The sequence below is a fragment of the Rahnella variigena genome, from assembly GCF_003610915.1.
In the GTDB taxonomy this organism is placed as follows: domain Bacteria; phylum Pseudomonadota; class Gammaproteobacteria; order Enterobacterales; family Enterobacteriaceae; genus Rahnella; species Rahnella variigena.
Genome location: NZ_NSDJ01000001.1, coordinates 4,262,710 through 4,281,838, shown reverse-complemented (window position 1 = coordinate 4,281,838; position 19,129 = coordinate 4,262,710). Strand labels below are relative to the sequence as shown.

The following is a 19,129-nucleotide window of genomic DNA, read 5'->3' as shown; positions in this document are numbered from 1 at the left end:
CTCTCAGAGTCATTAATTCAGGGAATGTATAACTTTGAAGCATAAGTCATTTTCGATAAAACACATTGCGCCAGTGCTGGCTATGATGATCCTTGCCGGTTGTACATCAACGAAAAAAAGTGAGGCACCGGCGCAAAATCCGCATGATGTGAAAGCGGACATTGTGCGGCTGATGCCTGCCAGCGCGCCGGACAAAAAAGGCTGGGCGACAGACATTACCGCCGCATTCACCACGCAAAACATTCCGGCGACTACCGAAAACATCTGTTCGGTGCTGGCGGTTGCGCAGCAGGAATCCAATTTCAATACCGATGCGCCTGTGCCGGGCTTAGGCAAAATTGCGTGGAAAGAAATCGACCGTCGCGCCGATGCGGTTCATGTGCCTCATTTCCTGGTGCATACCGCGCTGCTGTTAAAATCGCCGAACGGAAAATCCTACAGCGAGCGACTGGATAACGTAAAAACAGAGAAGCAACTGAGCGCGATTTTCGATGACTTCATTGATATGGTGCCGATGGGACAGACGTTGTTTGGCAACCTGAATCCGGTGCATACCGGCGGTCCGATGCAGGTCAGCATCGCGTTCGCTGAGCAGAATGCTAAGGGATATCCGTATAAAATTGACGGCTCAATTCGCCACGAAGTCTTCAGCCGTCGTGGCGGTGTGTGGTTCGGTGTGAAGCATCTGCTGGGCTATCCGGCAAACTACTCGCAATCACTTTACCGCTTTGCTGATTTCAATGCCGGCTGGTACGCCAGCCGTAACGCTGCGTTCCAGAGCGCGGTCAGTAAAGTGTCTGGCATTCCGCTGGCGCTGGACGGCGACCTGATAAACTACGGCACCGATAAACCGGGCAGCACTGAGCTGGCGGTCCGCACGCTGAGTAAACGTCTGGATATCAGCAACGGCGCAATCCGTAAAGCGCTGGAGAAGGGTGAGCAGCTGGAATTCGAAGACACGACGCTCTATAAGCAGGTTTATGCACTGGCGGATAAAACCACCGGTAAACGTCAGCCGCGTGAAATGCTGCCGGGGATTACGCTGGAAAGTCCAAAAATCACCCGCAAACTGACCACCGCCTGGTTCGCAAAACGGGTAGACGGGCGACGTGCGGACTGTGTAAAACGCGCTAACGCCAGCTAATGTAAGGTAAAGATTTTTAAAGCCTGTCAGATATTGGCAGGCTTAATATCCTCCTGATCAGGCTGCAGCCACCGTCAGCGGCGGGCTGTGCGATATTTCATACAGAAATACAAATCCCATGAATATAATTCCGATGAAATTAACGCTTGCTTAATAAATCCCACTATGTGTAAATAGCGTCAACGGTTTGTGGTTAAGACCTATTTATGTAAGACATTTTAGTAAAGCAGTTCCTGGTTCAAGTGATATAGCAAATCCTTTCTCCGACGAATTTCCTTCTCTGATGCATCCATAAGTATTTCAAATAAAAACAGACCTATATTGCCCTATGGCATCATAAAATAAAAACGAAGAAGGTATTTCCTATGTCTAATAAAATGACTGGTTTAGTAAAATGGTTTGACGCTGGTAAAGGTTTCGGTTTCATCAGCCCTGCAGATGGCAGCAAAGACGTGTTCGTTCACTTCTCTGCAATCCAGAGCAATGATTTCAAAACCCTGGACGAAGGTCAGAACGTTGAGTTCACCATCGAACAAGGTCAGAAAGGCCCATCAGCCGGTAACGTTGTCGTTCTGTAATGTCGCCAGATATTGAAGTGAATACTCTGCAATAGCGAAGATGGGTTAAACCCGGAGCAGACAGAATAAATATTTCAGTATCGACATACTCAATGACAAAAATAAGCCCTGGCCAACGCCGGGGTTTATTATCTAAAAGCTTCTGAATTTATTTCCAGGAGCCACAACAGAAAAGCCGGTTGAATTATTTATCTCCCAGTCGATTTTTCTGTTGTGAAAAGGCCGTGCTCAGGCCGTGCAATGTCGGAGTGTACGATGGACGCTTGCACCATAATATGACGGCCGGGAAAGCACCGGCACTTCTTCCCTTCATACTTCAAGCCGCAGGTGCGTTGGCCGCACTCAGTCACCCGAATCACTTACATTAGTAAGCTCATCGGGACTCTTTCTCTTGCCGCCTTCCTGCAACTCGAATTATTCGTGAATAAGAGCCAATCGCTCAACTCTCCAAATGCTTTGTAATAAGCTTTTTATCCAATTCAATCCAATCCAATCCCAATTGCTGCTTTGCCGGAAAACAGGCAAAAAAAAGCCCGCACGCGGCGGGCAAAATAACAGGGTTCTACAGGGGTATTACACAGGGACATCACACAACATTTGATGGATTTAAGATATCAAACGCTGTGTATGGTTTTGTCATCACCCGGTAAGGTTAGTCCAGCAGATGTAAGGCTTATTTGTCGGCGTAATGTGAGATAACCTGATCGATTTTGGCGTCCGCCAGCGCAATTCCTTTCTGAATCAATGATTCAGAACCTATGCTTGCCAGTACAATGACGACGGCAACAATCATTAATCCTTTGTAGGTCATGTTTCAATCCTTCCGCTTTGACTGCTCAATGACAGCATTATGCGGCGATACCGGTTGTATCGCCACGTGGCAAAACGGAAAACGGAAGAAAAAACGTTACGCGGCCAGGTGGCTGACGGTGAAATGCGTGACCAGACCGATGATGATCAGTAGCGCAATCGCAGCGGCGGTATAGAGGATAATGCGTTTAGGGCTGTAGAATTTCATTTAATATCCTTATTTTTCTGATGCATACAACGTTACAGGATTAGAGAAACTCCATCATCAAAGCCATCATGTAACCGATCCCGACAGAGCCTCCGGCCATCACTAACCAAAATGCAGTTGCCTTCATTTCACACTCCTTGTGTAGGTTTGATCATTCAGATAATCAATTCACCGCAGAAATTATATCAAACATAGAAATTATAGGGATAAATATCTGCTCTAATTTTGATCACTTAGTCTGAAAAATCTCATGAAGTGCGGTCAGGAGGACGTTTGACCGCAAAACAACCGGGCAAGCGCAAAGGATTTATTTCAGGTAATCGCTGCTGGCGGTCAGTTTGGTGTGCGCGCTGGCGTCGATGGTTGTGGAAGGGCGGGTACCGCTTTCACTGGCTTTACGGTTAATTTCGGAAGCCACTTCCTGTGCGCTGGAGGGATAAGCCTGGGCGAAACTGTTGAAAGTAGTCATTACGATTATCAGGCTAAAAAGAGCGAGGGTGGTGCGTTTCATTTTGCAGGTGTCCGGTCTGTTCACATTTTGTCATAAGGGTTGCGTGATTCAGCGGCCGATTTTAACTGCTTTATTCATAAGAAACGGGAGCAAATTGTGCTCCCGTTCATCATTTATGCTGCGCTCAACTGCTGCTTTACACGTGCTGGAGCGTATTATGACCTGCTTCTGATTTATTCGGTAAGCGAATCGTGGCAGAAAGAACCAATGATACGATCAATAATACGGTGATGATGCTGAACGTCACTGCGAAGCCCCCGAACAGGGAAGCGACCAGGGAAGCAAAGATGCTGCCGATACCGAAGCCCAGATACAGCAGACCGTAGTTTTTGGTCATGTTGTTCAGGCCAAAGAAATCGCTGACCAGCGACGGGTAAACCGTAATGGTACCGCCGAAGCTGAAGGCGACGCAGGCGACGGAGAAGAAGAACATCATCTCGTTCATCTGAGTGAACAACATCAGGCTCATCCCTGCCAGTGACACAATCTGCGCGATGGAAATAACGCGGATACGCTGCATTTTGTCGGACAACACACCCAACACCAGACGACCACTCAGGTTGGCAATTGCAATCACGGTTACGGCGTTGGCGGCGGTCATTGCATCCAGTTTTACCAGGCTCTGACCGATATCTTTCGCCACACCAATCACATATAAACCGCTCATGCAGGCAGTCAGGAACATCAGTGCCAGCATCCAGTATTGTGGCGCGCGGATGGCTTCTGCCAGGGTGAAATCGCGGGTGTCATTGGTGCTGTCATTCAGGCTGTTTTCTTCGCGGGTGACGTCTGCGGTTTCCTGTTTCGGCGCATCTTTCATCATCATTGCGCCGGCAATAACCATCACCATCGCGATGCCGCCCCAGATCATGAAGGTATTTTGCAGGCCTTCGGTCGCCAGCAGATGACCGCAAACGAATTTGAATAACAGACTGCCCAGACCGTAAGCGCCGATTGAACAGGCGGAGATCAGACCTTTGCGTTCAGGGAACCATTTTACGCAGTTGGTCAGCGTCAGCAGATAACCTGCACCGTCCGCCAGACCGACCAGCACACCAGCGCTGATGTAAAGCATCAGAACATTGTCGGAATGTGCAGTCAGTGCAAAACCGGCAGCCATCAGCAAACCTGCGGCAATGGTCACGGTGCGCACACCAAAACGTTCCTGAAGTTTACCGGCGACCGAAGAGGCCAGCGCCAGACACAGGCTCAGGATCCCAAAGGTCAGTGCCACGCGGCTCACCGGTTCACCCAGTTTTTCAGACAACTGACCGTTAAACAGACTCCATGTATAAACGGAACCCAGTGCAAGCTGAGTCAGGATAGTGCCGATTAACGTCAGTACGCGTGTGCGGTTGTAATTCTGGATGCCAGATTTGTCACTCATAGTGGGTTCTCCCGAGCGAAGTAGATTCAATTAACTGTGGCTATGATAAGTCTGGCGATGTGGGGCGGCGCATTTGCGGAGTGAGATGCACGAGTTGCGGAATGAAATGCATCCATGACGGTATGAGTCGCCATTTTGGGGCTAAAAACACCCTGAAATTGGACTTAAAACACCGCTGCAGCCCTTGCGGGGCGCGGGTTTTAGTTGATCTGGATCACTAATCCGTCATTTAGTTTTTTCAGACCCGGTTACAAATTTTGTTACAAAGGTTTCGTTGTATCATCTGGTACATAACGTTGTGCTCACCGGCATTTGGTCGTACCCTTCCGGCACTCCTCATTTTTACTTTCAGTGCTAACAAATGACTCGTTCTGCGGAACCGGCGCCTGCGTCACCGCTCCAGCGCGCCCGACTTCTGACGCCACGCCGGTGTTTTATTCTCAGCCTGCTGCTGTTGCTGGTAGGAATAATGTATTCACTGACCATTGGTAGATATCCGATTTCATTTGGCAGATTGATGAATTTCATCGGCTCTGATGTGTCAGCGCCAGATCACGCGCTGCTGCATAACATTATTATTGATTCACGTTTGCCACGGATTGTGGCAGCGGTGCTGGTTGGCGCCGGGTTGTCGGTTTCCGGTGCAGCTTATCAGGCGGTGTTTCGTAATCCGCTGGTGTCGCCGGGCTTGCTTGGCGTGCTGAGCGGCTGCGCATTCGGCGCGGCACTGAGTATTGTGGCCGGACTGAACGGTTTGTGGATCCCCGCGCTGGCCTGTGTGGCGGGTTTACTGGCGGTGGCGCTGGGTGTGGGTATCGCCAGCCTGTTTGCCTCACCGTCCATTCTGATGCTGATCCTGGGCGGCATCATCAGCAATGCCTTGTTTACCGGACTGTTGTCGATCGTGAAATACGTCGCTGATCCGCAGGATCAGTTGCCAGCGATTGTGTACTGGATGCTCGGAAGTCTGAGTGCGGTCGATAATCACGCGCTGTTGCTGACCGCGCCGGTGCTGGTTGTCGCCATTGTGCTGCTGGCCGCTATCGGGCGGGTGCTGGACGTGATGACACTCAGTGAGGATGAGGCATACAGCCTTGGCGTGCCGGTGCGTTTTTACCGCTATGGCACCATTATTCTGGCGACGCTGATCTCTGCGCTGACGGTCAGTATTGCCGGCATGGTGGGCTGGGTCGGGTTACTTATCCCGCATCTGACTCGTCTGCTGGTGGGCGCGAGTAACGTCTGGTTATTGCCGGTGGCGGTCTGTCTGGGCGGCTGTTTTCTGTTGCTGTGCGACGGTCTGGCGCGGACGCTGGCACCGGGCGAAATTCCCCTGGGCATCATCACCGAACTGCTCGGTGCGCTGGCATTTATCGCGCTGCTGAAAACTGTCCGGCGGGGCTGGGCATGACTGCTTCTGTTAAACGTCTCTCGGTTAAAAATCTCTCATATCGGCTGGGTCAGCGCACCTTGCTCGATAACATTTCTTTCGACCTGAAGGCCGGAGAATGCGTGGCGTTACTTGGCGCGAACGGGGCGGGAAAAAGCACGCTGCTGAAATTGTTGTTGCGCTTGATAGCGCCCGCCAGCGGGCACATTGAACTGGCTGGAATGCCGCTTTCCACCCTGAAACGGCGCGAAATAGCCCGTCATATTGCCTATGTCCCGCAACATCATCACCCCCATTTTCCTTTCACTGCCTGGCAGGTGGTCATGCAGGGAAGATTGCCCGTAAATGGCATGGTCAGAAGCCCGTCGCCGCAGGATATTTCGCGCGTTGAGCTGGCGTTTGAAGAAAACGGTATCGCGCATTTATCTGCACGCATTTACACCGATCTTTCCGGCGGCGAGCGCCAGCGGGTGCTGATCACACGCGCGCTGGTGCAGGACACGCCGGTCATTCTGCTCGATGAACCGGTGAATGGCCTCGATTACGGCCATCAGTTGCATCTGCTGATGCAGCTTAAAACCCTGGCTGCAAAAGGTTACACGTTGCTGATGATCACTCATCAGCCGGAACACGCACTGATGGCCGCCAGCCGGGCATTAGTGCTGCACGAAAGTCGGCTGATAGCCGATGGCGCGCCGTCAGAAGTGGTGGACAGTGCGTTGATTTCCCGCATTTATCAGACACAGGTACAACAAATCGATCTGAACAGCGGACACCGTGTTTTTATTCCTTAAGGGACTGAACACCAATGCAAAGTAAAATAAAGGCGCCGCTTCTGGCTGGCGCTTGCGGACTTCTTTTGTCTGCAGGATCTGCGCTGGCAGCCGGAACTTCCGACACCATTACGGTTAACGGCAGTGCGAAAAATGCCGACACCGCTGCCGGGGATCCTTCCGCTTCCAGTTCGCAAAGCGCCACGATGGGCGTGCTGGGCAAACGCGATGTGCTCAATACGCCTTATTCCGTACAGTCCGTGCCGGAAAGTGTCATCACCCGCCAGCAGGTCAAAAGCGTCAAAGACGTGTACAAATATCTGCCATCGGTACAGGGTGACGGCGCCCGCCCGCAGACGCGTGGGATCCAGGGCAGCGTGGTGCAGAACTCAATGATCGACGGACTGAATGTCGTATCGACCACCGATTATCCGGCGGAACAGTTCCAGCAAATTGAAGTGCTCAGCGGGCTGGCGGGTTCTCTTTACGGGCCGGCAAACCCGGCAGGGATGTTTAATTTTGTCTCCAGACGTCCGGGCTACACCACGAAAAACAGCCTGACGCTGGGTATGGGAACCGGGATTTCCGGACTGGGTGCGCTGGATTTAAGCGGTCCGCTGGACAGCGGCGAGCGCGTACGTTATCGCCTGAATCTGCTCAATGATCAGGGTGGAAGTTATACCTCCGGCAGCAGTAAAAAACGCCAGCTTGCCAGTCTGGCGCTGGATTTTCAGCTCACCGATCAGACCGTACTGGAAAGCAATTTCAGCTATTACCGCTATGTGACAAAAGGCCTGCCTGGCACCTTTGCACTGGCGAGCGGCGTGGCATTCCCGAAAGCTATGAACCCGACGCAGCGTAATCTGGGGCAAACTTATGCCGGTGATGACAATCACACCAGCACCTACAGCGCGCATCTCAAACATGATTTTGACGGTAACTGGCAGTCGGATATTGGCTTCCTGCATCAGGTTGCCGATCGCCAGTCAACGGCGGTGACCAATACACTGGTCAATAATAAAGGCGATTACAAAACCACGGTGTCGAGCGCGACGGCGACGCGTTTTGTCATCAACAGTTATATGGCGACCCTGAACGGCACGGTGAATACCGGCTGGCTGCAGCATGATGTAGCTTTGGGGATGCGCGGTTTCGTGTGGAAAAACTACAACCCGATTAATGGCGGTACAGCGACGCTGGGCAGCGGCAATATCAATGATTTGCAACATTTCGCCGAGCCGGATTACCCCGATTTCTCTAACCGTTATCATTCCGCGACCAGCACTCAGCAGGCATTCTCGGTGGGCGATACGCTGACCTTCTCGCCAAAATGGAGCCTGTTACTGGCAGGCAGCGAAAGCTTCCTGACCTCGGCGAACTATGCCAAAACCCGTCAGCGCACCAGCGACTCAAACGACAGCGGTTTCAGCGGTTCGGCCAGTCTGATGTATAAACCGGTTGATAACCTGACGCTTTACACCACCTACGCCGACAGCCTGCAACAGGGTGATACCGCGCCGGCTGGCTCGACCAACGCAGGGCAAATCACCGCACCGTACCGCAGCAAGCAGATTGAAGTCGGCAGCAAATTGCGTGTCGGTAAAGCGAATCTGTCGGCGGCGCTGTTCCAGATTGATCGTCCGTTTGCTTACACGTTGCAGGATGGCGAGTTTGTCAACGACGGCAACCAGCGTAACCGCGGACTGGAACTGATGGCGGATGGCAACGTGAGCCGCGACGTGCATATTTTTGGCGGCGTGACCTTCCTTGATTCAAAACTGCGTGATACTGCGTCGGCATCCAGCGAGAACAAACAAATCGTCGGCTTGTCCCGTGTGACGGCAAATCTGCTGACAGTCTGGAGTCTGCCACAGGTTGAAGGATTGGATCTGGACGCGAACGTGCATTATGTCGGCAAACGCCCGACGGATAACGCCAACGATAACTGGGTCGGCAGCTACGCAGTGTTTGATGCCGGAAGCAGCTACCGCACGCGTCTGTTCAATACCAACACCACGTTCCGCTTCGATCTGACTAACCTGACCAATCGCCATTACTGGACCAATATTGTACCCGGTGGCCTGAACGGTTACAGCGGTGCGGGTAATGCGTCTGCACAACTCGGTGCGCCACGCATGGCGCAGGTATCGATGCAGCTTGAGTTTTAAGTCATCTGAGGAATAGAAATGAAATTACCGACAGGTTTGATTCTGGCGCTCGGGCTGAGTCTTTTCAGTCTGGGCAGCATCAGTGCAACCCGCGAAGTGACGGATGATTCAGGAAAACAGGTTTTGCTGCCTGCCAGGGTAGAACGGATCGCTGATGCCTGGTACGCGCATCATTCCCTGCTGATGACGCTCGGCGCAGGAGGGGAAATCGTTGCTACGGTAAATCATCCCGAAAGCCAGCCGTGGATGTTTCACATTCAGCCGTCGCTGAATCAGGCGCTGTCGGTAAAAGGCACCACCTTTAATGCCGAGAGTTTGCTGGCGATGAAAGTGGATGTGGTGTTTGTCAGTGCCGGTAACCGTGATGCGGTTGCGCTGCGTCAGGCTGGTTTGCCGGTAGTTGAGATGAAATTCACCGATTTCGATTCCATGAAGCGTTCCCTGCGCACCACCGCGCAGGTGCTGGGCACGCCGCAGGCTGCAAAACGTGCAGAGGATTACATTCATTATCTGGACAATCATTTACAGACGATTGCCTCGAAAACGGAAAGCCTGGCCGTACAGCAACGTCCGCGAGTATTACATATTCAGTCCCTGAATCCGCTGAAAGTGGACGGTAGCGATACGCTGATCGATCAGTGGATCCGCGCAGCAGGGGGGCGTAATGCGGCCGACGGGCTGAAGGGCAATATGCAGTCGGTCTCCGCTGAACAACTGCTGGCGTGGCAGCCGGATGTGATCATTCTGGCGGCCAGCGCCGGAGATATTTCAACATCGGCGTATGCCAGTCAGTTTGCGCTGCTGGACGCGGTGAAACGGGGGCGCGTGTGGCGAAATCCGGCAGGCGTTTTTCCCTGGGATCGTTATGGCACGGAGACCGCGTTACAAATCCAGTGGGCGGCTCAGAAGCTGCATCCGGCGCTATTCCCGGATCTGAATATGGTGCAGGCCACCCGGGACTTTTACCGCCGTTTCTTTGATTATCCCCTGACGCCGGAAGAGGCACAAAAGATTCTGGCAGGGAAATTTTAAGCGGATTAAAAGCCGCAATATTTATTTTTCAAATTGTCATTTTTTCAAGGTTTTAGCCCCTGTTGCAAGGATACACTTCCGGCGTGCATGAGGGCGTATGCATGCTGGTGTTGACGAATGTCAACGGGTGGTTATACTACAGCAACAGGAGGCCAATGAAGGCACATCCTAATAAACATATTCACGCAGCCATTGAATATGCGATTTCTAAAGGCTGGCATTTTGTCGGTGGCGGCAGCAGCTCACACTGCTTTGGTCGGATTCGGTGTGGAATACCTGCTCATCGGGAACATATGATGAGTATCTGGTCTACTCCCCGAAATCCGGAAAATCATGCTGCTCAGATCGTCAGAAGGGTAGAACCTTGCTCTCCCGATAAGCCGTAATTTTAGGCGGGAAACCGCCTTTTTCTGCCCCCTGAATAAGGAAATTCTTTGCCACTTCATAACTTCACACTGACACTTTCAGGTGTCACCTCCGATACTACAAGGCTGGAAGATGCGCTCTTCGAGAGCGGTTGTGACGATGCCCTGATTGCCTTTTATGGCACCTCGGTTTATCTGGAATTTGACCGGGAAAGTGATTCCCTGGCAAAAGCAATCATGACAGCTATCCGTGATATTGAATCTGCAGGCCTGAATGCACGTGTTGAGTCAGTGGATACTGTTTTAGTCGGGCTGAGTGATATTGCCGGGCTGGCGGGACTGACCCGGCAGTCAGTGGCGTTATTGAAGGAAGGTGCAAGAGGTCCGCGTAATTTCCCCAATCCTGTCCAGCGGCTTAAGGGGAGTTCGCCTCTCTGGCGATGGAAAGACGTCGCGGGCTGGCTGGTCAGCGAAGGACGTATCACGGCCAGTGATGAGTTGGTTGAAAACGCCGGAATATTGGCAAACATTAATCTGGCACTGCAATTGCGTTCTGCTCCTGAGCCCAAACAAGTCAGCCAGTTTGCGTACCTGCTTGAGCATCAGGAAGATATCACTGTTTTTTCGTTATGACTTACAACGCCTGTGCATTCAGCGCGGTATTAATTGCCGCCGCCACACCCGTCGGGTTTTCCCACATCATCGAATGACCTGCCTGCGGCACGACAGCGGTCTGAATACCATGCAGCGGCAGAACGGCGACATCAGGTTCTGGCAATGAAAACTCACCAAACAATACGGTCGCGGGCATTTTCAGTTGATAAAGCTGTTCGCGCCACGACACCGTTTCGCCATTGACCAGCCCGACCGCCTGACGGTGGATCGCCAGCGGTGAGGCAATGCCCATGCATCCTGCCCAGATGTGATCATTTCCGCGAACCGCCACCTTAATCAGATGCCCGTGGCCTTCGCGCAGATAGTCTTCTTCAGAATACTGGGCAACAGCGCGGCTGAATATTCCGCCCCCTGCGTCAAGATTCGGCTCGGCGACAATCAGACGCTGGATCAGATCAGGGCGTTGCGCCGCCACCATAATGGCGATACTGCCGCCCATGCTATGACCGATTAAGTTGACCTGCGGTACGCCGAGGCTTTCAAGCCAGACAATCACGCAATCAACATGTGCCTGCAGGCTGTAGCTGAAATCATCGGGCTTATCGCTGTAGCCTGAACCTGCCAAATCGAGCAACAGTGAGCGGCGCGGACGTAATGAAGCATCAGTCGCCACGCGCGGAAAATCGCAGGAAGACGCACATCCCAGACCGTGAATAAAAACCAGCGGAACCCCCATCCCGGACAATTCATGGAAGCGTAAATGCATTTGCGTACCGGGTACTTTAAACGATTTCATCTCGATCCTTTGCTGACGGCTCACGTACTATTTTGCTTAAGCACTATCTGGCTTAAGTACAATCTGCGGATTATAGGCAGAAACTTCCTTACCGGCAGTACAAAAAATAAGTAAACAAACGGAGTAATGTTTTTTACAGCGTAGTGCCGTTTGCCCTATTGACCAGACTGATTATAAAAGTGAAATTTGAGTTTTACCGAAGCAGAAAAGGACGATGCGATGCAAGCTGAATGGTTGTCGGTGTTGAGTATTGGTGTGGCGCTGTTACTGGGAGCGATGAGTCCCGGGCAAAGCTTTGTGTTGGTCGCAAAAACGGCGGTGTCTTCTTCACGTCGTGACGGTCTGGCGACCGCGCTGGGGATGGGCGTGGGTTGTGCTATTTTCTCGGTAATTGCACTTTCTGGCCTGCATTCCATTCTGTTGAATGTGCCGTGGTTGTATAAGGTATTGAAAGTCGGTGGCGGGATTTACCTGATCTATCTGGCGGTGCAAATGTTTCGTGGTTCTCACAAAAGCTTGCATGTGGATGCGACGCAGTCTGCAGAAATCGGTTTCCGAAAAGGTTTTAGTTTTGGTTTACTGACGCAGCTTTGTAACCCCAACACGGCGATTGTTCTGGCCGGTGTTTTCGCTGCTTTGCTTTCACATCACATACCGGTTTATCTGTATATCGTACTGCCGGTTCTGGCCTTTACCATTGATACGTTATGGTATGCGTTCGTGGCGTATGTGCTGTCTTCAGCCCGGCCGAGAAATGTTTATCTGCATTACAAAAATGTGATCGATCGTGTGAGTGGCGGGGTGATGGCGCTGTTAGGGATTAAGCTCATTTTGTCTAAATAATCCGCAATCAAATTCTTTAAACAGAATAATTTGGCTTAAAATATTTAGCCTGTGAATATTTCTTTGGCAGGCTCTTTCTATCAGCCAGACAAGTGATAGCATGGAACTCTTGCTCACTTTATGGATTTATCTGATGGTCAGGTTAGGCAGTTGTGTGACGGTGATTTTGGCACTGGCGTCGTTTTCAGCATCGGCTGTCACGCAGTATCAGTGCGTGTTAACTCATCATACTCAGTCTGATGATGGCAATGATGTTTCTGAAGTCGTGAACAAAAATGCCCAGGTTTATGATGCGGGGAACACGTTCAGTTTCTCACCTGATGGCAGCAAAATGGTCACCAGTCCTGAACTGACGGATATCATCGGCAAAGATAATCAGCCTATGAAAGCGGGCGCGCAAGATAACCTGATGTATATTCACGTCAAAGACAGCTTTGTCGTGGCAACCCAGACAGAAGGGTATGTTTACGGTGATTGCAAAGTGAATACCGCGAAGTAAAAATCTTTATCCGGGCGTTTTCTGATCCCTGTGGGCGCATGAGCCATGTCTCAGCGCCCCGCAATATCGCACTGCAATAAATAGAAACACTCCTGCCAGTTCATTAGCACACTTCTTATAGTCGTCCGTGGCATGACGGGCTATCCTTTCGCACTTTTCCAGTCTCCGTTTATTCATTTCGCCCGCTTCAAGAAGCAGACAAAAAAGGTATTTGCCCGCTTATGGCCTTACTTAACGACGAAATTCGCGACCATACCGCCGAGTCCGTCCTTTTCGTTCGTCGTGCCGTGATTGCATTTTTGGTCGTGATCCTGCTGTCTTCTGCGCTGGTGTTCAATCTGTACCACCTGCAGGTGGGCATGCATGATTTTTACCAGACCCGCTCAAATCAGAATGACATCAAAATGCTGCCGATCGCCCCAAGCCGCGGGCTGATTATGGATCGCAACGGCGTGGTGCTGGCGCAAAATATTACCCTTTACCAGATTGAAGTGATCCCGGGCAAAGTGCCGGATCTTAACGCCACGCTGAACGCACTGAAACCGATTGTCGATCTCACACAAGACGATCTGGACAGTTTCCACGACGCCATGATCCACGGCCGTCGTTTTGCACAGATACCGCTGAAGCTGGCGCTGACCGATGTGGAAGTCGCGCGTTTTTCCGTGAACCAGTTTGATTTCCCCGGCGTTTCCATCAGTACCTATCAGCAGCGTCGTTATCCTTATGGCGCGGAGCTGGCGCACGTGGTCGGCTACGTGTCTAAAATTAACGATAAAGATGCCAAACGTCTTGATGCCGAAGGGATTTCGGAGAATTACGCCGCTGACCACGATATCGGCAAGCAGGGCGTTGAAAAGTATTATGAAAATATCCTGCATGGCCGTACCGGTTATCAGGAAGTGGAAGTGGATAACCACGGCCACGTGGTGCGCCTGCTCAAAGAGGTTCCGCCGCAGGCCGGACAAAATATCTATCTGACGCTGGATCTGGGGTTGCAGCAGTACATCGAGAAAGTCCTGAAAGGTCAGCGTGCGGCGGTGGTGGTGATGGATCCCCGGGACGGCGGCATTAAAGCCATGGTCTCCAGCCCGAGCTATGATCCGAATCCGTTTGTGAACGGGATTTCCACCAGGCAATACAGTGCGTTACTGAAAAACCCTGACCTGCCGTTGATCAACCGTGTTACGCAGGGGCTTTATCCGCCAGCTTCCACGGTCAAACCTTTTATGGCCACGTCGGCGTTGTTTGAAGGGGTGATCACACCGCAAACTACGTTCTTCGGTGCGCCTACCTGGACGCTGCCGGGCACCGAACGCCATTACCGCGACTGGCTGAAAACCGGCCACGGTATGCTTAACGTGACCAAAGCGATTGAGGAGTCTGCCGATACCTTCTTCTATCAGGTGGCCTATGAAATGGGCATCGATCGTATTCATACCTGGCTGAGTAAATTTGGCTACGGGCAGTCGAGCGGGATAGATCTCGACGAGCAATATAATGGCGTGCTGCCAAGCCGTGAATGGAAAATGAAAGTCCATAAAAAAGGCTGGTATCAGGGGGATACGGTTTCTGTCGGTATCGGGCAGGGCTATTGGGTCGCGACGCCAATTCAGATGGTGCGGGCGCTCAGTGCGCTGGTGAATAACGGTAAGCTGGAAACGCCCCATCTGCTTTATTCAGCAAAAAGCGGCAAAGTGATTACGCCATATAAAATGCCGCCGACGCAGCAAATAGCGGATCCGAAATCGCCAATCTGGGGGATTGTGAAAAACGGCATGTTTGGCATGGCAAATTTCCCGAATGGTACCGGCTATAAATTATTCCACACGGCGCCTTATCAGATTGCGGCGAAATCCGGTACATCGCAGGTTTTCAGCCTGCGTGAGAATCAGGTTTATAACGCTAAAATGACGCCGGTTCGCTTGCGTGACCACATCTTCTACACGGCGTTTGCGCCTTACAAACATCCGACGGTGGTGATGGCGCTGATCATGGAAAACGGCGGCGGTGACGGCGTGGTGGCCGGACCCACCGCGCGTGCCATACTCGACCATATCTTCCTGCCACCGCAGGCGACAATGTGCGATCCGGCAAAAGCGGATAATCCGGCAGACTGCGAACAACCGGTTCCGACACCTAATTCGCTGGGTTTTAGCGAGCATTGATGCCGGGCGTTGAGTCAGATCATCTCGAAGGGCACGTTGTTGAGCCGGGCAACGTGTTTTCCGATCTCTTCCGTGGTCTTCATGTGATCAAAATGGACATTACTGTAGTCAGGGAACAGAGTTTTATCGACGCCTAACACTTTGGTCACCCGGATGTTTTGAGTGGGAGGCAGCCCTGCATATAAATTCAGGCCCGGGCGTCCGATAACGAGTATTTCATTGTGGCTGTATTGTTTACGGGTCAAATTATCTTGCGTCATGAGATTTGCAGGCGTTAAAAGTTGCTGGTATCCACCGGCACATCTGAATTTCCCTTTCCCTCTGCCGCTCTTAATACAGTCCACAAGTTCGTAGGGTCTGACCACCGCTCCTGCGGGGTTGTAGTATTCCCGTCCTGCATGGTTGATAAAATTCACGTCACGCGGGAATGTGCCGAGTATATTTTGTCGGGGGACTTCAAGTACCAGCGCGACGTTGTGATACATCCCGGTGTACCTTGAGGTCTCTGCCGTGAGTTTTTTAATATCTTTTAAATCAACCAGTGATGTGCTGAAGATATCCCAGCCATTAAACAGAGAAGCGGCATCCTGGCGGCAGAACGGACTTTCGTGCAGTTGGAAAGTGTGAACTAACACATGGTTCTCAGGAAGAACAGCCCAGCTTTGCAGTGTGGCCGTTCTCTGCATCTCGAGCATTTTTTTATTTTCCTGCTCAGCTAACAGCAGTCCTTCCGGGGATAATTTTGCGGTTTTTTTTTTGAGAAATGGCATGTTATCAATCCTGAAATAGTCAATATTTTATTAAGCCTGCTTTCATCGTTATGGTGTTACATCAGGCGGGATCCTGTACTTATCGAAATTCCTTCAAACTATTTCGTATTCTAATTCGTTGATTTCCGCCACTTTAGCGGCGACTGTTTCTGGTGAGCCTGCATAATAGTCATACATGCCGTTACTCTCTGTCGGTTCGGCAACGACTATTTTGCGCACCCGGATCCTTTGTGTTGCCGGCAGGCCTGCATATAACTTAACTCCCGGGCGACCAATAATGAGTACCTCATTATGTGATTCTATAGAGCGTGTTTTTTTATCTTCTGACAGAAGCGCCTGAGGTGTCAGCAGCCGTTGATATCCACCTTCACAATGGTAATCTTCTTTGCCTTCTCCCCGGAATATCGCCCGACTCAGGGCTGAAGCATCGATAATTCTTCCCGCTGCATAGTCATTTTCACGCCCGATATGATTAGGAAACCAGACGTCAGTCGGATGCGTCCCAAGAATATTTTGCACCGGGACATCCAGAATTAAGGCTGTGGTGCAATACATCCCGGTATAGCGTTTAATTTTGTTTAAGGGGTTAATATCTTTTAAGTCAACCAACGAGGTGCTGATAATATCCCAACTGCTTAAAATAGACTCTGCGCGGTGCTGGCAAAAAGGACTTTCTTCACCCTCAAAGGCATGAACCAGCACATAATTTTCCGGCAGAGAACGCCAGCTGCTGAGTATTTTTTCCTTCCCACCGGATAACTTATTAATATCCTGTTTTTTAATAAATTCAATTCCTGATTTTTTACGGGAAAACATAATGATCTCACGAATAAATAGAGCATGGTCACTGAAATATAACATGTGATTTTCGTGTATTTTCTTAATTAGTCATTAAGAAATCCATGGTTGAAAAATGTTTATTTGAGAGATTCAGCGAACCACAATTTCTGTGTGCAGGCCTTACTGGCAGATTCTGATCAGGCGATGTACAGCCATAAGCAGCTCAGTAAAAAGGTTGTGATCAACCACTGACAGCCAGATGTCATAATATGACGACAATGGAGGTTATTGTTGTCTCTTTTTGGCGACATTTAATTTTATGATATTTAAAGGATATTTTTTTATTTCTCAATTGTGTTGTTTTTTGGCGACGCAAAGGTTGTTTATTCATCAACTTAACCGTGCTTTTGCCAGTGCCTGAAAATGATTTAACTGTAAATATCCTTTAAATACAGGTATATGATAATTTTTATTAAATATTGGCACGGAACGTGCTAGATTAGCGCAGTTGCTCATTCACCTGATTATGATTGGCTCACGCGAAAGCGTTGATATGCTCATAATGTCCGAATGACGCCAAAGAAACGGTGCCTATCGTTCACCCGACCGATAATCGTTGCGCAAGCACGTTATCAAACATCGAACGACACGTTGAGTGAGGCACCACCTCTTCCGGTTTGCTGAACATCCGTCTGGATGTTCAGCAATACCAACCCTTCATACTTCTCATACTTTTCTTAGTTCACCCATTTAACCCTTTTCGTATCTTCTCAGACACTGGCTGTTTAAACCGTTGTCCGCTAGCATGACTTTATCTGTGATAAATGAGATGAATGCGTTGAAAAGAGGACGTTTATTCCCCGGTTCGCTACGTCAGCTGGTACTGATGGCTTTTCTGCTGGTGCTGCTGCCCTTGCTGGTGCTGGCCTATCAGGCGTACGACAGCCTTGATCAACTGAGCCGTCAGGCGGCGCGAATCAACCGGACTACGCTCAGTGACGCCCGCCGCAGCGAATCGATGTCCAGTATTGCGCTGGAAATGGAGCGCAGTTATCGACAGTATTGCGTTCTCGACGATCCGACGCTTTCCCGCCTTTATCAGAATCAGCACAAACAATATTCCCAGCTGCTGGATGCGCATGCCTCAGTGCTGCCGGATTTACGTTATTATCAGACACTCCGCACCTTGCTGACGCAGCTTACACAGCCGACCTGCCAGAATAACTCCCCGGATAAAGATGCTTCTGCGCGTCTTGAGAATTTCTCGCGCACTAATGCCGAAATGGTACAGGCGACGCGGGAAGTCGTATTCTCACGCGGACAACAACTTCAGCGCGCGATTGCCGAACGCGGTCAGTTCTTTGGCTGGCAGGCGCTGGTGCTTTTCCTGCTCAGTGGCGCGCTGGTGCTGTTGTTCACCCGCATGATAATCGGGCCGGTAAAAGGCGTCGAACGGATGATTAACCGGCTGGGGGAAGGGCGTAATCTGGGCGATGTGACGCGTTTTAAAGGGCCACGCGAAATCCGTTCTCTGGTGCAGCGCATCGTCTGGCTGAGCGAGCGCCTGGCATGGCTGGAATCGCAGCGTCACGAATTCCTGCGCCATATTTCCCACGAACTTAAAACCCCGCTCGCCAGCATGCGTGAAGGGACTGAACTGCTGGCGGATGAAGTCGCCGGTCCGCTGACGTCAGATCAAAAAGAAGTGGTGGCTATCCTCAACAACAGCAGCCGCCATTTGCAGACGCTTATCGAACAACTGCTTGATTACAATCGCCAACTGGCTGATGTGCCGACGCTCAGTGTGGCCGTTGATCTGAAATCGCTGGTTGATGATGTCGTGACGGCTAACAGCCTGCCGGCACGCGCCAAGAAGATCCGCAGTGAGGTCAAGATTGATGCGCCGACCTGTCTGGCTGAGCCGACGTTATTGCGGCGCGTGGTGGATAATCTCTATTCCAATGCGGTGCACTACGGGGCTGAATCCGGTACTATTTGGGTCCGCAGCCGGGAATTACACGGACGGGTTATTATCGAGGTGGCAAACACCGGAACCCCGATCCCGCAGGCCGAGCGCGCGATGATATTTGAACCTTTTTACCAGGGTAGCCAGCAACGAAAAGGGGCTGTGAAAGGCAGCGGTCTGGGGTTGAGTATCGCCCAGGACTGTATTCGCCGCATGCATGGAGAGCTGCAACTGGTTGCCGTTGAAGATGCGGACGTTTGTTTCCGTATTGAATTACCCCTGACGGCTGAGAAGAAATAATAATGATGCTATTTGCTGACTGGTGC

General features: G+C 51.1%; 18 protein-coding genes. 12 read left to right on the top strand and 6 right to left on the bottom strand.

Translation table 11 applies throughout. The annotated features are described in order from the left end of the window. The first annotated feature begins 82 nt into the window (after positions 1-82). Both CKQ54_RS19685 and cspE read left to right on the top strand, forming a co-directional pair. A complete protein-coding gene (locus CKQ54_RS19685) occupies positions 83-1,144 on the top strand; it encodes a DUF1615 domain-containing protein (RefSeq protein ID WP_167459675.1) in 1,062 nt (353 codons plus the stop codon). Positions 1,145-1,509: 365 nt separating this feature from the next. Further along, positions 1,510-1,722 carry a transcription antiterminator/RNA stability regulator CspE gene (gene cspE / locus CKQ54_RS19680; RefSeq protein WP_056781364.1) on the top strand — a complete coding sequence of 71 codons (213 nt, stop codon included), beginning with the start codon at positions 1,510-1,512 and terminating at the stop codon, positions 1,720-1,722. Between the two features lie 673 nt (positions 1,723-2,395). Here the strand turns inward: cspE and CKQ54_RS25550 are convergent. From CKQ54_RS25550 to CKQ54_RS19670, 3 genes are all read right to left on the bottom strand, one after another. Continuing rightward, positions 2,396-2,533, bottom strand: a complete 138-nt coding sequence (locus CKQ54_RS25550; protein WP_162940740.1) for a hypothetical protein — start codon at positions 2,531-2,533, stop codon at positions 2,396-2,398. Positions 2,534-3,047: 514 nt separating this feature from the next. Then, on the bottom strand, positions 3,048-3,209 hold the full coding sequence (locus CKQ54_RS19675) for a hypothetical protein (protein ID WP_244220231.1): 162 nt from the start codon (positions 3,207-3,209) through the stop codon (positions 3,048-3,050). A 178-nt stretch (positions 3,210-3,387) separates the two neighbouring features. Beyond that, positions 3,388-4,638, bottom strand: a complete 1,251-nt coding sequence (locus tag CKQ54_RS19670; RefSeq protein WP_120161497.1) for an L-lactate MFS transporter — start codon at positions 4,636-4,638, stop codon at positions 3,388-3,390. Positions 4,639-4,999: 361 nt separating this feature from the next. Between CKQ54_RS19670 and CKQ54_RS19665 the strand changes: the two genes are divergently transcribed. The 6 genes from CKQ54_RS19665 (at position 5,000) to CKQ54_RS19640 (ending at position 10,999) form a co-directional block, all read left to right on the top strand. Beyond that, positions 5,000-6,049 (top strand): FecCD family ABC transporter permease, encoded by a 1,050-nt coding sequence (locus CKQ54_RS19665; RefSeq protein WP_120161499.1) that lies wholly within the window; start codon positions 5,000-5,002, stop codon positions 6,047-6,049. Continuing rightward, positions 6,046-6,822, top strand: a complete 777-nt coding sequence (locus CKQ54_RS19660) for an ABC transporter ATP-binding protein (protein WP_120161501.1) — start codon at positions 6,046-6,048, stop codon at positions 6,820-6,822. The genes CKQ54_RS19665 and CKQ54_RS19660 overlap by 4 nt, the downstream gene beginning before the upstream one ends. 14 nt (positions 6,823-6,836) lie before the next feature. After that, entirely contained in the window at positions 6,837-8,969 is a 2,133-nt protein-coding gene (locus CKQ54_RS19655) for a TonB-dependent receptor (protein WP_120161503.1), read from the top strand. Positions 8,970-8,987: 18 nt separating this feature from the next. Further along, entirely contained in the window at positions 8,988-10,001 is a 1,014-nt protein-coding gene (locus CKQ54_RS19650; protein WP_120161504.1) for an ABC transporter substrate-binding protein, read from the top strand. 155 nt (positions 10,002-10,156) lie between these two features. After that, positions 10,157-10,387 (top strand): hypothetical protein, encoded by a 231-nt coding sequence (locus CKQ54_RS25830; RefSeq protein ID WP_120161506.1) that lies wholly within the window; start codon positions 10,157-10,159, stop codon positions 10,385-10,387. Positions 10,388-10,435: 48 nt separating this feature from the next. Then, the gene (locus tag CKQ54_RS19640; protein WP_120161507.1) at positions 10,436-10,999 is read left to right on the top strand and encodes a DNA-binding protein; all 564 of its coding nucleotides are present in this window, start codon (positions 10,436-10,438) and stop codon (positions 10,997-10,999) included. Between the two features lies 1 nt (position 11,000). Here the strand turns inward: CKQ54_RS19640 and CKQ54_RS19635 are convergent, their stop codons facing one another. Then, on the bottom strand, positions 11,001-11,777 hold the full coding sequence (locus CKQ54_RS19635; RefSeq protein ID WP_120161509.1) for an alpha/beta fold hydrolase: 777 nt from the start codon (positions 11,775-11,777) through the stop codon (positions 11,001-11,003). Positions 11,778-11,996: 219 nt separating this feature from the next. On the opposite strand from CKQ54_RS19635, the gene CKQ54_RS19630 reads away from it, so the two are divergent. The 3 genes from CKQ54_RS19630 to mrdA all read left to right on the top strand — a co-directional run bounded on the left by CKQ54_RS19630 (position 11,997) and on the right by mrdA (position 15,287). Next, on the top strand, positions 11,997-12,620 hold the full coding sequence (locus CKQ54_RS19630) for a LysE family translocator (protein WP_120161511.1): 624 nt from the start codon (positions 11,997-11,999) through the stop codon (positions 12,618-12,620). Between the two features lie 100 nt (positions 12,621-12,720). Then, positions 12,721-13,119, top strand: coding sequence for a hypothetical protein (locus CKQ54_RS19625; RefSeq protein WP_244220230.1), 399 nt, complete (start codon positions 12,721-12,723; stop codon positions 13,117-13,119). A gap of 221 nt (positions 13,120-13,340) precedes the next feature. Continuing rightward, positions 13,341-15,287 (top strand): penicillin-binding protein 2, encoded by a 1,947-nt coding sequence (mrdA, locus tag CKQ54_RS19620; protein ID WP_120161513.1) that lies wholly within the window; start codon positions 13,341-13,343, stop codon positions 15,285-15,287. Positions 15,288-15,301: 14 nt separating this feature from the next. Here the strand turns inward: mrdA and CKQ54_RS19615 are convergent, their stop codons facing one another. Together CKQ54_RS19615 and CKQ54_RS19610 are read right to left on the bottom strand one after the other, a co-directional pair. Continuing rightward, complete coding sequence (locus CKQ54_RS19615) at positions 15,302-16,057, bottom strand: hypothetical protein (RefSeq protein WP_120161514.1); 756 nt, start codon at positions 16,055-16,057, stop codon at positions 15,302-15,304. A 93-nt stretch (positions 16,058-16,150) separates the two neighbouring features. Then, on the bottom strand, positions 16,151-16,918 hold the full coding sequence (locus tag CKQ54_RS19610; RefSeq protein WP_244220229.1) for a hypothetical protein: 768 nt from the start codon (positions 16,916-16,918) through the stop codon (positions 16,151-16,153). Positions 16,919-17,666: 748 nt separating this feature from the next. On the opposite strand from CKQ54_RS19610, the gene CKQ54_RS19605 reads away from it, so the two are divergent. Next, positions 17,667-19,103, top strand: coding sequence for a sensor histidine kinase (locus tag CKQ54_RS19605; protein WP_120161711.1), 1,437 nt, complete (start codon positions 17,667-17,669; stop codon positions 19,101-19,103). The last annotated feature ends 26 nt before the right edge of the window (positions 19,104-19,129 follow it).